This window comes from Streptomyces sp. NPDC007346 (genome assembly GCF_040703535.1).
In the GTDB taxonomy this organism is placed as follows: Bacteria; Actinomycetota; Actinomycetes; order Streptomycetales; family Streptomycetaceae; genus Streptomyces.
Genome location: NZ_JBEYKR010000167.1, coordinates 1 through 14,396, shown reverse-complemented (window position 1 = coordinate 14,396; position 14,396 = coordinate 1). Strand labels below are relative to the sequence as shown.

Sequence of the window (14,396 nt, the reverse complement as noted above, 5' to 3'; positions counted from 1 at the left end):
GGTGCCGACACACCGGTCCCGCAGCGCGCTGTGCTGTTTCCGGCGCGGCGGAGGCCCGCGGAAACGGTGCCGCTCCGTGACGGAGCACTGACCGAGCGCCACCCGGTGACCCTCCCCGGGTGAGGCGCGCCACGAGACCCACGTCACCTACGAGCTTCGGTAGTGGGTGCGGGCTCTCCGCTGCGGCGCGAAGAAACCCCCAAAGCGGTTATTCCGCCCCATCTGCTATCAGAGGTAGTAATGAGGGGCATTGCTTCCTGTTCCGGGGCCCGTTAACCATGGATTCCGGCAAGCACCGAGACCGAGCCTGCGACGAGCGCCCACCGGCGATCGGCAGCCGATCCCCCTCGGTCTCTGCTCACGCGGCGCCCATACCGCGGATCCCGTCCCCAACAGGAAGAGCTCGCGCATGCCCCGCACCATCCGCATCACCCGCTCCCACAAGCTCGCCACCGCCGTGCTCGTCGCGGCCGGTTCCGTCACGGCCATCACCGCGACCGGCGGGCAGAGCGACGCACAGCCCGCCGCGGCCAAGGACTCCATCGCCGCGGAGAAGGTCGCCGGTGTCTCCGCGGCGAAGGAAGCAGCGGCCAAGAAGGCCGCCCAGGAGACCGCCGCGAAGAAGGCCGCCGACGCGGCTGCGGCGAAGAAGGCCGTGGCGGACCGCGAGGCCGCCGCGAAGAAGGCCGTCGCCGACCGCAAGGCCGCCGCGAAGAAGGCCGCCGAGAAGGCCCGCTCCGAGAAGCAGGCCGCCAACCGCTCCACCGAGCGCAAGGCCGTCACCGCTCCCAAGCAGTACAAGAACAACCTCGACGGCTGGATACGCGAGTCGCTCGACATCATGAAGAAGAAGAACATCCCGGGCTCGTACGAGGGGCTGCACCGCAACATCATGCGCGAGTCCAGCGGCAACCCGAACGCCGTCAACGACTGGGACATCAACGCACTGAACGGCATCCCCTCCAAGGGCCTGCTCCAGGTGATCCAGCCGACCTTCGACGCCTACCACGTCAAGGGCACCCCTAAGAAGCTCACCGACCCGGTCGCCAACATCACCGCCGCCGCCAACTACGCCGCGGACAAGTACGGTTCGATCGACAACGTCGACTCCGCGTACTGAGTCGGCTCCGCGTACCGGGTCGACTCCACAGGCCGGGTCGACTCCGCGGGCCGGGCGGACCGCCACCGAACAGGCGCAGAACAGACCGCGATTATCTGACTAATCGCTCTGGTGCGTGCCCCGGTTGGCCGAAGGGTAGAGCTGGCGCGGACACCACTGGTCCGCGCGCTCACCGCGCGGAGGCTTCTGGAAAGGCCTGACGCACATGGCACAGCCCTTCTCACTGCCGGACTTCTATGTTCCGTATCCGGCGCGGCTCAACCCTCATGTGGAGGCGGCACGGACGCACACGCGTCAGTGGGCGCGCGGCATGGGGATGCTGGAGGGATCCGGCATCTGGGAGGAGAAGGACCTGGAGGCGCACGACTACGCCCTGCTCTGCGCCTACACCCACCCCGACTGCTCGGCCGAGGCACTGTCCCTGGTCACCGACTGGTACGTGTGGGTCTTCTTCTTCGACGACCACTTCCTGGAGCTGTTCAAGCGCACCCCCGACCGTGAGGGCGCCCGGCGGTATCTGGACCGGCTGCCCGCCTTCATGCCGATGGAGCGCGGGGCCGCGACCCCCGAGCCCGAGAACCCCGTCGAGGCGGGCCTCGCCGATCTGTGGGCACGCACGATCCCCTCGATGTCGGACGCCTGGCGGGCCCGGTTCGCCGAGGCCACGGAGAACCTCCTCAACGAGTCGATGTGGGAGCTCTCCAACATCAACGAGGGCCGCATCGCGAACCCCGTCGAGTACATCGAGATGCGCCGCAAGGTCGGTGGCGCCCCCTGGTCGGCCGGGCTCGTGGAGTACGCGGCGGGGGCCGAGGTGCCCGCCCAGGTGGCCGACGCCCGCGCGCTGCGGGTCCTGCGCGACGCCTTCTCCGACGGGGTGCACCTGCGCAACGACCTCTTCTCGTACCAGCGCGAGGTCGAGGACGAGGGCGAGAACAGCAACGGGGTCCTCGTCCTGGAGAAGTTCCTCGGCTGCTCCACCCAGGAGGCCGCCGAGGCCGTCAACGACCTGCTGACCTCACGGCTCCAGCAGTTCGAGAACACCGCCCTGACCGAGCTGGGCCCGCTCTGCGCGGAGAGGGGCCTCGATCCGGCGCAGACCGCGTCCGTCCTCGCGTACGTCAAGGGGCTCCAGGACTGGCAGTCCGGCGGCCACGAGTGGCACATGCGCTCCAGCCGCTACATGAACGGGGGCGGGGCCGGCGAGGCGGTCCCGGGCTTCGGCATGTCCGCGGCCTCGATCAAGTTCACGCTGCGTTCGGAGACGGCACGGGCCCGCAGCCACAGCCACCTGCCGTACCAGCACGTCGGCCCCTCACTGCTGCCGGACTTCGACCTGCCGTTCGGGACGACGCTCAGCCCGCATCTGGAGGGGGCCCGGGTCCGGCTCGTCGACTGGGCGCGCCGGATGGGCATCCTGGAGGCGCAGCCGGGAGTACCCGGTTCGCACATCTGGGACGAGGAGCGGATCATCGCGATCGACCTCCCCCTGTGCGCGGCGGGCCTGCACCCGGACGCCACACCGGACGAGCTGGACCTCTCCTCGGGCTGGCTGGCCTGGGGAACGTACGGGGACGACTGGTTCCCCGTGGTGCACGGGCGGGCCAGGGACCTGGCCGGGGCGCGGCTGGCCAATGAGCGGCTCTCGCTGTTCATGCCGCTGGACGGCGAAAGCACCCCGGAGCCGGTGAACGCGCTGGAGCGGTCGCTGGGCGACCTGTGGCGCAGGACCGCGGCACCGATGGACCTGAGCGGGCGGCGCACCTTCCGGGACGCGATCGAGTCGATGACCGCGAGCTGGCTGTGGGAGCTGGCCAACCAGGCGCAGAACCGTATCCCCGATCCGGTCGACTACGTCGAGATGCGGCGGGCGACCTTCGGCTCGGACCTGACGATGAGCCTGTGCCGGCTCGGGCACGGCAGGACGGTACCGGAGGCGGTCTACCGCAGCGGCCCGATGCGGTCGCTGGAGAACGCCGCGGCGGACTACGCGTGCCTGCTGAACGACCTGTTCTCGTACCAGAAGGAGATCGAGTACGAGGGCGAGGTGCACAACGGCGTCCTGGTCGTGCAGAACTTCTTCGGGGTCGACTATCCGACCGGCGTGGCGATCGTCCACGACCTGATGAACTCCCGGCTGCGGCAGTTCCTGCATGTGGCCGAGGTCGAACTGCCGGTGCTGTACGACGACTTCGGGCTGGACGCCGAGGCGCGGGAAGTCCTGGCGGGCTACGTGCTGGAGCTCAAGCACTGGATCGCGGGCATCCTGATCTGGCACCGGGGCTGCCGCCGGTACCGCGAGGAGGACCTGCGGCGCGGGCACGGCGCCCCCTGGCACCTGAGCGGGCCCACGGGGCTCGGCACCTCGGCCGCGCAGGTGACACGGCTGATGGCCGAACTGGCGGGCAGCAGGGCGTAGTCCCGGGGCCGGCACGAGAGGCCTGCGGGCGCTGCGGATCCGGCCGGACGGCCCGTCGTGAGAACGTCACGGCGGGCCGTGGACCCGTCCTCGGGGCGGCCACGACACGGACGCACGCTCACCCGGACGTACGGTCACGCGGTCACGCGGTCACGCGGTCACGCGGTCACGCGGTCAGAGCAGAACGTGCCGGAGCACCGTCTCGAACTCCGCCGCCGTCGGCGGGGTGTCGGTCAGCAGCCCCTGGAGGAGCAGCCCGTCGATGACGCCCTTGAAGACCTGCACCCGGACCGGATCGGCGGTGTAGCGGTGGGCGTACCCGGCGATGGCGTCGAGCCAACGCCCGGTGGAGGCGCGCAGCTCCGGTCGGCGGGCGGCGAGCAGGTAGAGCTCGTACTCGGCGATCAGGTGGTCGGAGCCGGACACGACGTCCGCGAGCAGTCCGGCGAGGGCGGTGAGGCCTTCGGGGCTGCCGTCGGTGTCCTCGGCCAGGCGCCGCATCCGTTCGGCGTCCTGGTCCATGCAGGCGGTGAGCGCGGCGGTGAGCAGGTCGTCGATGCTCTTGAAGTAGTAGGCGGCGGCGGTGGCGGGCTGGTTCGCCTCGCGGGCCACCGCCCGGTGGCTGACGCCGGCGACGCCCTCGCGGGCGACCACCCGGAGGGTGGCCTCGATGAGTTCGCGCCGCCGGAGTTCGCCCTTGAGCAGGCGTCCGTCGGTCTGCGGTGTGTGCATCATGCCCTCCGGGCGTCGTGGTCGGAGCCGGACGGGAACGGCGGGCCGTCCCCGTTCCCCGTGGCTGCGGGGCCCTACGTCCGTCTGCGACGCGGCGTCTACAGCGCGGACTTCGTGTGCCCCGTGTCGGCGGGCCGGCCGACGGGAGCCTCGGAGAGCCGCCGCAGGCGCCGGTCGAGGGGCCGTTGGGCGATCAGCGCCAGTATCACCGTGGCGCCGCCCGCCGCGATGGCGACGGTGAAGCCGCCGAAGGGGCCGAAGCGGTCGACCACGGCGCCCGAGACCGAGGCACCGAGCGCCACACCGACGCTGAGGCCGGTGATCGCCCAGGTCATCCCCTCGGTGAGGACGGCCGGCGGCACCGTCTTCTCCACCAGTCCCATCACCACGATCATGGTAGGGGCGAAGAAGAGGCCGGAGAGGAAGACGGCCGCGGAGAGCGTGGCGATGTTGCCGACGAGCAGCAGGGGAAGCGTCGTCAGGGCCGTGCCCGCCGTGCTCAGGAGGAGGAGCCGGGGCAGGGGCGTGGTGAGCCTGAGGGAGCCGAAGACCAGTCCGGCGCCGGCCGAGCCGACCGCGTAGGCGGAGAGCACGATGCCCGCACTCGCCGGCGATCCCTGCTCCTCGGCGAACGCGACGCTGACCACGTCGACGGTGCCGACGATCGTGCCGCCCGCGACGAGGGTGAGGGCCAGCGGGAGGAGTGGCCCGCCGCGCAGTGCCGAGCCGCTCCGGGCGCCGTCCGTGGGCGGCTGGATCACCGGCGGCTCGGTGCGCTTCTGCGGGACGAGCAGGAGGACGCCGAGGGTGAGCAGCACCGCCGCGACCAGGGGCCCCGCCTCCGGGAAGAGGGCGGTGCTCAGCGCGACGGAGAGCGCGGGCCCCACCACGAAGGTGAGCTCGTCGACGACCGACTCCAGCGAATAGGCGGTGTGCAGCCGGTCGGAGCCCCGATAGGCGTGGGTCCACCGGGCGCGGACCATCGCGGCCATGTTGGGCATCGTGCCGGCCACCACCGCGCAGGCGAAGAGCGTCCAGAGGGGAGCGTCGTAGCGGGCGCAGAGGAGCAGGGCACCCATCGCGATGACGCCGGCGCCGGTGGCGGGCAGCAGCACCCTGCCCTGGCCCCGCCGGTCGACCAACCGGGAGATCTGGGGGCCGCAGAGCGCCATGGAGAGGGTGAACGTGGCGGAGACGGCTCCGGCCAGACCGTACTCCCCTCGCATCTGGGACAGCATCGTGATGATCCCGATGCCTGCCATCGAGAGCGGCATACGGGCGACGAAGCCCGCGACGGAGAAGGCTACGGATCCCGGCGCCTCGAAGAGGGCGCCGTAGGGGTTGGCCATGGGGACGGACCTCCGGACGGGGAGAGGGAAAAACTGAACGAGCGTTACACATTGAACGGTCGTTAGATTTTCTCAGCGTAGCCGTTCCCCCGCCGTCCGTGTCAACGCGCATTTCCGGCCGGGCCGCATGAGGAGGGGGCCGCCCCAGCCGGGGGAGGCAGGCGCGGCCGAGACAAGAGGGAGCAGGCGGCGGCCGGGCATGAAAAAGGGCCGCCCGGCATATGCGGGCGGCCTATGCAGAGACGTTTCAGCCCTGCTGGAACAGTTCTGCGGGAAGGGGCTTGAGGAGGGTGTACAGATCGTCGGTGATGGGGCGGTCCCAGCTGGCGATGGTCACGAGCACCCCGTCGCTGCGGTCGAACTGGACGCAGGCGATGCGACTCTCCGAAAGCTTCACCCGGCGGACGATCAGCAGGTTGTCGCCCTGCATCACGGGGACGTCCTCACTGCTGACGACCTCGATCGGCTCGTCGTTCTCCAGGGCCAGCAGCAGCTGCGCGACCTCGAAGGGGACCTGGCCGTCCTCGGTCTCGCGGGCGGGTGAACCCGCCGGGAGATTACCGATGATCATGGCCGGGCCGCGGCCGCCGTACAGGTCGTACCGGAGGAAGACGCCCTGGCAGCTGCCGTCGGGGGCGGGGAGCAGACCGGCGCCGAGGTTGCCGGGCCAGTCCCCCGGGTCCATGGCCAGGACATCGAAGTCCGGGCCCGCGGGTGTTGCGGCGCTACGGCGGCGGAGGAAGGACATGCTGACATGTTACGTGGCCCGGCTCACGTTGCGGAGCCGGGCCCGGGGCGGATCTCCGCCCCCCGGCCACCGGCCCGCCGGCCACCACCCACCGCCTTCCGGCCATCGGCCCACCACCACGAGCGCGCTCCGGCGGAGACTCTTCCGCGTGGAATCGGAGCAAGTTCGCCCGCACCGGCGCCATGTGCCGCATACCGTTGGATCACCGCCGTGCCCGGTCCGCCGCGGCAGCGGTAAGTGCGGGTACGGCGATACGCCGCGGAACGGGTACGGCGATACGCCGGAGGAAGAGGAACAGGATGACGGTGGAGGGCACAGTGAGCGGGCTGGAAGAGCGGGTGGCGGGACGCGCGTGGATGGTGCGCCTGGACCCGGCGGACCGGGGTGGCGCGGCGGTGCGCGTCTCGTGCAGCCGTCCGGCCTGCGCCCCCCAGGTTCTGCCCTCCGCCGCCGTCGGCCGCACGGCTGCCGTCGCGCACCTCGCGACGCACCTGCGAGCCGCCTCGGGGCCCAGGGCCGAGGCGTACTGCGCCTGCCGGGCCGAGGAGTGCCACACGCACGTGCGGTCCGACGGCCCGCGCGACCGTGCCCCGGCGTCGCGCTGCGGGGGCCCGGTCGTCCTGGCCGTCATCAGCGACCGGCAGGGCCGCTGGTGGCGGGGGCTGGAGTGCTGCGCGCGCTGTGCGGCCGCCCACCCGTCCGCGAAGGTCGTCGCCACCGCCCCGGCCGCCGCGGGGCCGGCCCCCACGGCGGCGGCCCGTCCGGCTGCGGGCCGTCCCCCCGCCCCGGCCGGCCCGCAGTTCTCCCACGCCCACGTCCCCTCGCCGGCGGCCGTCGCCCCCCGGGAGGTGCCCGCCCCCCGCTCCGCCAAGCCCCGGCGCAACCGTCGGACGGGGAAGATCGCGCAGCGGATCGTGCCGCACGACCTGCACCCGGTCGCCCTGCGCGAGGAGCTGATCGAGCTGGGCGATCTCTTCCGCGCCTACCAGCAGCGCCCCGAGCCCGACCTGGCGCACCTCGCCGACCTCCACGCCCGCAAGGCGAAGGCCTTCACCACCTGGGCGGAGGTCACCGGGGAGACCGAGCTGCGGCTGGAGGCACAGCGCGCCGAGCAGGCGGCCGCCGCCGCTCTCCTCCAGCACCAGCAGCGCACCGGTCTCAGCCCCGCGGGCGACGGGCAGGGCATCAACCGCCTGCTGCCCGGACTCACGCAGTGGGAGCACGCACGGACGGTCCTCGCCCATGTCGCCGGCCACACCCCGCTGCCCGGCCCGGAGGCCCGTCTGATGGCGGTGGTGATGACCCTGCGCTCGGCGCTCACCGGCACCGGCAACCTGGTGGGGCAGGACGTCAGGGGGCTGCCCCTGACGGACCCCGAGGAGCTGATCGGCCGGCTCGTGGAGTGCGGCTGGCTCTCCATCCCGGGCACCGCCGACGATCTGCTCGACTCCCGCCCGGAGAGCCCCACCCCGATCACCATCCCGTCCCTGACGCCCGACGACAGCGGCCAGGGCCCGTTCGGCTTCGGCAGGAAGACACGTCCCAAGCTCAGCGGATGGGCCCAGCGAGTCATCGGGGACAAGAAGCTCCGCAAGAAGAAGACCGGTGCCGCCACCCGGCTCCTCGCCCTGGCCCTGGCCGTCCGGACCAGCAGCGACGGGCAGCTCGGGCCCGAGGGCGAGGGCGTCGATCTGGCGGCCCTCACCTCCTGGTGTGCCGTCGCCCCCGATGAACTGGAGCCCCTGATCGAGCAGTTGACCGCGGCGGACTGGCTGGAGGAGGCAGCCACCGCCGACGGCCGCCTCACGGGCCGGCTGACCGAACGGGTGCTGCCGCTCAGCTGCCCCCTGTCCTGAGGCCGCGACCGGGGACCGGCGGGAGCGCTCCCCTGGTCAGGGACGCGGCCCGGCAGGATCGTCGCCCGGGGACCGTCACTCCGGCAGGGCCGTCATCCCGGCAGGGGGCATCACCTCGGCGGCGGCTGCGATCCCACGGGCCGTACGGCGGAGAACCGCGCCCCGCCGCCGTGGGCGTGGCTGAGCGCCCCGGCGGCCCCGCCGGTCCGGCGCTCACCCGCGCTGCCCCGCACCTGGGGATCGGGACGTGCATCGCGACGCGTCGATCTCGCGGCGCGGGGCGGTGATCCGGGCCTGCCGGTGGACGTCGGACTCGCCGAGGCGGTCCGTGCACCCCTCTTGCCAGCTCCCCCGGCCTCCTGCATTACTGCTCCCAGAAAGATCGACCGAATGATCGGTCGTTCCGGTTCGGGAGGAAGGGACCTGATGACGGCCATGCTGGACGCGGCGGAACAGCTGAGCCGCGCCGAGTTGGAGGCCCTCCAGCTCGAACGGCTGCGGAAGACCCTGCGCCACGCCTACGACAACGTGCCCTTCCACCGGGCGGCGTTCGACGGCGCCGGACTGCGGCCCGAGGACTGCCGTACGCTCGCCGATCTCTCGGGTTTCCCGTTCACCGCCAAGGCCGACCTGCGCGACACCTACCCGTTCGGGATGTTCGCCGTGCCCGAGCGGGACGTCCGGCGCGTCCACGCCTCCAGCGGCACGACCGGACGCCCGACCGTCGTCGGGTACACCGAACGGGACCTGGACACCTGGGCGGACGTGGTCGCCCGGTCGATCCGCGCGGCGGGCGGCAGGCCCGGCCACAAGGTGCATGTGGCGTACGGGTACGGGCTGTTCACCGGCGGGCTCGGCGCGCACTACGGGGCCGAGCGGCTCGGCTGCACGGTGATCCCCGCGTCCGGCGGGATGACGGCGCGCCAGGTGCGGCTGATCCAGGACTTCCGCCCCGAGATCATCATGATCACGCCCTCCTACATGCTGACGCTGCTGGACGAGTTCGAGCGGCAGGGTGTCGACCCGCGCACGACCTCCCTCGAGGTGGGGATCTTCGGCGCGGAGCCGTGGACCGAGGCGATGCGCCGGGAGATCGAGGACCGGTTCGCCATCGACGCGGTCGACATCTACGGGCTCTCCGAGGTGATGGGCCCGGGGGTGGCGCAGGAGTGCGTGGAGACCAAGGACGGGCTGCACATCTGGGAGGACCACTTCTATCCGGAGGTCGTGGATCCGCTCACCGGTGAGGTGCTGCCGGACGGTGAGGAGGGCGAGCTGGTCTTCACCTCCCTCACCAAGGAGGCGATGCCGGTGATCCGTTACCGCACCCGGGACCTGACGCGGCTGCTGCCGGGGACGGCCCGGAACTTCCGCCGGATGGAGAAGGTCACCGGGCGCAGCGACGACATGGTGATCCTGCGCGGGGTGAACCTGTTCCCGACCCAGATCGAGGAGATCGTGCTGCGTACACCCGCAGTCGCCCCGCACTTCCAGCTCCACCTGACCCGGCAGGGCCGACTCGACGCGCTGACGGTCCGCGCGGAGGCACGGGCGGACGCGACGGCGGCCGACCGGGAGAAGGCGGCCCTGGCGATCGCGGCGGCGGTGAAGGACGGGGTCGGGGTGTCGGTGGGGGTCGAGATCGTGGACCCTGAGTCGCTGGAGCGCTCGGTGGGCAAGATCCGGCGGATCGTGGACCTGCGGGAGTCCGGCACGGGGTGAACAGCGCCCGTGAGCGGTGTGTTCACAACACCGCAACACCCGTTCCCACTATGCGGACAGCTGCTCGAAAGATCTCGACAGGGAGACCCGGGCACTGCCAGTCTCCCGCTATGCATCTCGCCAACCGTTCCCTGGTCACCACGGTCACCGCCGTCTGCTCCGCCGTCGCCCTCTGCGCCGCCCTGGCCGGCTGCGCCCCGCAACCGGAGGAGAAGGAGGCGACGGGTCGGGCCGGCGCCGGGACCGAGGCCTGTGCGCCGGGCGGGCTCGCCACCCAGGTGGAGGGGAAGCTGACCGTCGGTACGGACAAGCCCGCGTACGCGCCCTGGTTCTCCGACGACGAGCCGTCCAACGGCAAGGGGTTCGAGTCGGCGGTGGCGTACGCCGTGGCCCAGCAACTCGGTTACGAGCGCGACGCCGTGGCCTGGCAGCACGTGCCGTTCAACAGCGCGTTCGCGCCCGGCGCCAAGAAGTTCGACTTCGCCATCAACCAGGTCTCCATCAGCGAGTCCCGCAAGAAGGCCGTGGCGTTCTCCTCCGGCTACTACGACGTGCGCCAGGCGGTCGTCGCGCTCAAGTCGTCGAAGGCGGCCGGGGCGACGAGCGTGGCCGACCTGAAGAAGGTCAAGCTGGGGGCCCAAGTGGGCACGACCAGCCTGGAGTTCATCAACGACCTGGTGAAGCCCGACGAGAAGGCGGCCGTCTACCAGCGCAACGACTTCGCCAAGTCGGCGCTGAAGACCGGCCAGGTGGACGCCATCGTGGTGGACCTGCCCACCGCCTTCTACATCACCGGGGCCGAGGTGCCGGAGGCAGAGGTCGTCGGCCAGTTCCCCAACTCCGCGGACAACCCCGAGCAGTTCGGCCTGGTCCTCGACAAGGAGTCCACGCTCACCTCCTGCGTGAGCGGCGCGGTGGACGCCCTGCGGAAGGACGGCACGCTCGCCGCCCTGGAGAAGGAGTGGCTCTCCGACGCCGTCGACGCGCCGGTGCTCAAGTGACGCTGGACAAGACGCCCGCCGGAGAGGACACCTACGTCCCCTCCGAGCGCCGGATCGCCCGCGAACGCCACCGGAGGGCCCGCACCCGGCGGGCCACGGCCATCGCCGCGACCAGCACACTGGTGACGGGCGTGGTGCTGTTCCTGCTGATCACGGGCTCGCCCGGCTGGGACCGTACGCGGGAGACGTTCTTCAGCCCCCACTACGCGCGTGTGGCGCTGCCGCAGGTCCGGGAGGGCCTGTGGCTGAACCTGCGGCTGCTGGCGGTGTGCGGCAGTGCCGTACTGGCGTTCGGCCTGCTGCTGGCCGTGGCACGGACGCTGCGCGGGCCGGTGTTCTTCCCCGTACGGGCACTGGCCACCGCGTACACGGACTTCTTCCGCGGACTGCCGCTCATCATCTGCCTGTTGATGGTGGTCTTCGGGGTGCCCGCGCTGCGCCTGGAGGGTGTGACCAACGATCCGGTCCTGCTGGGCGGTGGCGCGCTGGTGCTCACGTACTCGGCGTACGTCGCCGAGGTCTTCCGGGCGGGCATCGAGTCCGTGCACCCCTCGCAGCGGGCCGCCGCCCGGTCGCTGGGGCTCAGCAGCGGCAGGACGCTGCGCTTCGTCGTACTGCCCCAGGCGGTACGCCGGGTGGTGCCGCCGCTCCTCAACGACCTGGTCTCCCTCCAGAAGGACACCGGTCTCGTCTCGATCGCCGGGGCGGTCGACGCCGTGTACGCGGCGCAGATCATCGCCAGCAAGGACTTCAACTACACCCCGTACGTCGTGGCGGGTCTGGTCTTCGTCGCGCTGACCATCCCGATGACCCGGCTCACCGACTGGGTGACGGCCCGGATGGACCGTCGGCGGGCCCAGGGAGGACTCGTATGAGCATGACGCCCGTGCTGCGGATGGAGGCGGTCCGCAAGTCGTTCGGTACGTCGCTGGTGCTGCGGGACGTGGACCTGGAGGTCGCCCCGCACACCGTGACCGCGCTGATCGGCGCCTCGGGGTCGGGGAAGTCGACCCTGCTGCGCTGCGCCAACCTCCTGGAGGAGATCGACGACGGGGCGATCTGGCTGGAGGGCGAGGAGATCACCGATCCCCGGGCCGACGCGGACGCGGTGCGGCGGCGGATCGGGGTGGTGTTCCAGGCGTACAACCTCTTCCCGCACCTGACCGTCCTTCAGAACATCACGCTCGCCCCGCGGCGCGTCCACGGCCTCTCCCGGGCCGAGGCCGAATCGCGCGCCCGTGAGCTGCTGGAACGGCTCGGGCTCGGGGCCAAGGCCGACGAGTACCCGGACCGGCTCAGCGGCGGCCAGCAGCAGCGTACGGCGATCGTACGGGCGCTGGCGGTACGGCCCCGGCTGCTGCTCCTGGACGAGATCACCGCCGCCCTGGACCCGGAGCTGGTGGGCGAGGTGCTGAGCCTGGTCCGCGAGGTGAAGGACGAGGGCATGACGATGGTCATCGCCACCCACGAGATGGCCTTCGCCCGCGAAGTCGCCGACCAGGTCTGCTTCCTGGACGCGGGGGTGGTGCTGGAGCGCGGCACGCCGGACGAGGTGTTCGGCGCGCCCCGCCAGGAGCGTACACAGAGGTTCCTGCGGCGGATCGTGGAGGCGGGGCGGCTGTGAGGGGTGCCGCGCCCCGTTCCCCCCTCCTGGCACGCGTCCTCTTCGACCGATCGGTCATCCGGGGCGCGAGCAGGGCTTACGGAGCGGCGCCGCCCGGACCGGCGGACGGCTTCCGGCGCTCAACGATCTTTTGGTCCAGACCTCTTGACGATTGGTCTAGGCCTTCTTAGGGTCGCGGAGACACTGCGGGGGTACCGAAGAGAACGCCACGTACTCAAGGCCACGCAGGGTTGTCAGGCCAGGGACCACCCCTGCCCTCCGGATGTCACCCGAGGAGCCCCCTTGAGCACTGCACCACGATGGCGCCGCACCAGATCGCCACGGAGCACCACCCCGAACAAGCGGTCCAAGGTCCTCGCCGGCGCCACCGCGCTGGTCCTCCCGCTGGCCGCCATGGTCGGCCTCGCCAGCCCCGCGGAAGCCGCGGCCTCGGCCACCGCCACCTACGCCAAGGCCTCCGACTGGGGCTCCGGCTTCGAGGGCAAGTGGACGGTGAAGAACACCGGCACCACCACGCTCACCTCCTGGACCATCGAGTGGGACTTCCCCGCGAACACCAAGGTCACCTCGGCCTGGGACGCGACCGTCACCAACTCGGCGAACCACTGGACGGCGAAGAACCTCGGCTGGAACGGCACCCTGGCTCCGGGCGCGACCGCCTCCTTCGGCTTCAACGGCAGCGGCTCCGGCGCGCCCAGCGGCTGCAAGCTCAACGGCAACCCCTGCGACGGCGGCTCCACCCCCGGTGACAACGCCCCCTCCGCCCCGGGCAAGCCCACCGCGAGCGACATCACCAACACCTCGGTGAAGCTGTCCTGGGCGCCCGCCACGGACGACAAGGGCATCAAGAACTACGACGTCAAGCGCGACGGCGCCACCGTCGCCACGGTCACCGGCACCACCTACACCAACACCGGTCTGACCGCCGGCACCGACTACAGCTACACCGTGGTCGCCCGCGACACCGCCGACCAGACCGGCCCGGCCTCCCCGGCCACCACGGTCCGCACCACCGGCGGCGGTGGCGGCGAGAACCCCGGCGGCAACGGCAAGATCAACCTGGGCTACTTCACCAACTGGGGCTCCTACACGGTGAAGGATCTCGTGACCTCCGGCTCCGCCGAGAAGATCACGCACATCAACTACGCCTTCGGCAACGTGCAGAACGGCAAGTGCACCGTCGGCGACGCGTACGAGGACTACGAGAAGTCCTACACCGCCGCCCAGTCGGTCGACGGCAAGGCCGACGCCTGGGACCAGCCGCTGCGCGGCCACTTCAACCAGATCCTCAAGCTGAAGGCGCAGTACCCGCACATCAAGGTGCTGTGGTCCTTCGGCGGCTGGACCTGGTCCGGCGGCTTCGGCCAGGCCGTCCAGAACCCGGCCGCGTTCGCGCAGTCCTGCTACGACCTGGTCGAGGACCCGCGCTGGGCCGGTGTCTTCGACGGCATCGACCTGGACTGGGAGTACCCCAACGCCTGTGGTCTGACCTGTGACACCAGCGGCCCGGCCGCGATCAAGAACATGATGCAGGCCATGCGCGCCAAGTTCGGCCCGGACAACCTGCTCACCGCGGCCATCACCGCGGACGGCTCCGACGGCGGAAAGATCGACGCGGCCGACTACGGCGGCGCCGCGCAGTACATCGACTGGTACGACGTGATGACGTACGACTACTTCGGCAGCTGGTCCGCACAGGGTCCGACGGCCCCGCACTCCCCGCTGACCTCGTACCCCGGCATCCCCGGCCAGGGCTTCAACTCGGCGGACGCCATCGCCAAGCTGCGGGCCAAGGGCGTCCCGGCCTCCAAGCTGCTGCTCGGCA

General features: G+C 71.4%; 11 protein-coding genes. 8 read left to right on the top strand and 3 right to left on the bottom strand.

Translation table 11 applies throughout. The annotated features are described in order from the left end of the window. Positions 1–409 precede the first annotated feature (409 nt). Both AB0917_RS29895 and AB0917_RS29890 read left to right on the top strand, forming a co-directional pair. A complete protein-coding gene (locus AB0917_RS29895; RefSeq protein WP_366822798.1) occupies positions 410–1,120 on the top strand; it encodes a transglycosylase SLT domain-containing protein in 711 nt (236 codons plus the stop codon). Between the two features lie 205 nt (positions 1,121–1,325). Then, positions 1,326–3,539: a germacradienol/geosmin synthase gene (locus tag AB0917_RS29890; protein WP_366822797.1), complete on the top strand. Its 2,214-nt coding sequence runs from the start codon at positions 1,326–1,328 to the stop codon at positions 3,537–3,539. 174 nt (positions 3,540–3,713) lie between these two features. Here the strand turns inward: AB0917_RS29890 and AB0917_RS29885 are convergent, their stop codons facing one another. The 3 genes from AB0917_RS29885 to AB0917_RS29875 form a co-directional block, all read right to left on the bottom strand. Further along, positions 3,714–4,271: a TetR family transcriptional regulator gene (locus AB0917_RS29885; RefSeq protein WP_366822796.1), complete on the bottom strand. Its 558-nt coding sequence runs from the start codon at positions 4,269–4,271 to the stop codon at positions 3,714–3,716. Positions 4,272–4,369: 98 nt separating this feature from the next. Next, positions 4,370–5,620 carry an MFS transporter gene (locus AB0917_RS29880; RefSeq protein WP_366822795.1) on the bottom strand — a complete coding sequence of 417 codons (1,251 nt, stop codon included), beginning with the start codon at positions 5,618–5,620 and terminating at the stop codon, positions 4,370–4,372. Positions 5,621–5,867: 247 nt separating this feature from the next. Beyond that, positions 5,868–6,368 (bottom strand): hypothetical protein, encoded by a 501-nt coding sequence (locus AB0917_RS29875; protein WP_026242033.1) that lies wholly within the window; start codon positions 6,366–6,368, stop codon positions 5,868–5,870. A 299-nt stretch (positions 6,369–6,667) separates the two neighbouring features. Between AB0917_RS29875 and AB0917_RS29870 the strand changes: the two genes are divergently transcribed. The 6 genes from AB0917_RS29870 to AB0917_RS29845 all read left to right on the top strand — a co-directional run. Then, complete coding sequence (locus tag AB0917_RS29870; RefSeq protein ID WP_366822794.1) at positions 6,668–8,224, top strand: hypothetical protein; 1,557 nt, start codon at positions 6,668–6,670, stop codon at positions 8,222–8,224. 426 nt (positions 8,225–8,650) lie between these two features. Continuing rightward, complete coding sequence (gene paaK / locus AB0917_RS29865) at positions 8,651–9,946, top strand: phenylacetate--CoA ligase PaaK (protein WP_366822793.1); 1,296 nt, start codon at positions 8,651–8,653, stop codon at positions 9,944–9,946. A gap of 110 nt (positions 9,947–10,056) precedes the next feature. Beyond that, a complete protein-coding gene (locus tag AB0917_RS29860) occupies positions 10,057–10,947 on the top strand; it encodes an ABC transporter substrate-binding protein (protein ID WP_366822792.1) in 891 nt (296 codons plus the stop codon). Further along, positions 10,944–11,822: an amino acid ABC transporter permease gene (locus tag AB0917_RS29855; RefSeq protein WP_366822791.1), complete on the top strand. Its 879-nt coding sequence runs from the start codon at positions 10,944–10,946 to the stop codon at positions 11,820–11,822. Before AB0917_RS29860 ends, AB0917_RS29855 begins: the two co-directional genes overlap by 4 nt. Beyond that, positions 11,819–12,571, top strand: coding sequence for an amino acid ABC transporter ATP-binding protein (locus tag AB0917_RS29850; protein WP_366822790.1), 753 nt, complete (start codon positions 11,819–11,821; stop codon positions 12,569–12,571). The genes AB0917_RS29855 and AB0917_RS29850 overlap by 4 nt, the downstream gene beginning before the upstream one ends. A 282-nt stretch (positions 12,572–12,853) precedes the next feature. Then, a partial coding sequence (locus AB0917_RS29845; protein WP_366822789.1) for a glycosyl hydrolase family 18 protein occupies positions 12,854–14,396 on the top strand: 1,543 nt, incomplete at its 3' end.

Bases quoted from the DNA above. Each gene is read 5' to 3' on its own strand.
- AB0917_RS29895 (WP_366822798.1), top strand. From the start codon at position 410: ATGCCCCGCACCATCCGCATCACCCGCTCCCACAAGCTCGCCACCGCC.
- AB0917_RS29890 (WP_366822797.1), top strand. From the start codon at position 1,326: ATGGCACAGCCCTTCTCACTGCCGGACTTCTATGTTCCGTATCCGGCG.
- AB0917_RS29885 (WP_366822796.1), bottom strand. From the start codon at position 4,271: ATGCACACACCGCAGACCGACGGACGCCTGCTCAAGGGCGAACTCCGG.
- AB0917_RS29880 (WP_366822795.1), bottom strand. From the start codon at position 5,620: ATGGCCAACCCCTACGGCGCCCTCTTCGAGGCGCCGGGATCCGTAGCC.
- AB0917_RS29875 (WP_026242033.1), bottom strand. From the start codon at position 6,368: ATGTCCTTCCTCCGCCGCCGTAGCGCCGCAACACCCGCGGGCCCGGAC.
- AB0917_RS29870 (WP_366822794.1), top strand. From the start codon at position 6,668: ATGACGGTGGAGGGCACAGTGAGCGGGCTGGAAGAGCGGGTGGCGGGA.
- paaK (WP_366822793.1), top strand. From the start codon at position 8,651: ATGACGGCCATGCTGGACGCGGCGGAACAGCTGAGCCGCGCCGAGTTG.
- AB0917_RS29860 (WP_366822792.1), top strand. From the start codon at position 10,057: ATGCATCTCGCCAACCGTTCCCTGGTCACCACGGTCACCGCCGTCTGC.
- AB0917_RS29850 (WP_366822790.1), top strand. From the start codon at position 11,819: ATGAGCATGACGCCCGTGCTGCGGATGGAGGCGGTCCGCAAGTCGTTC.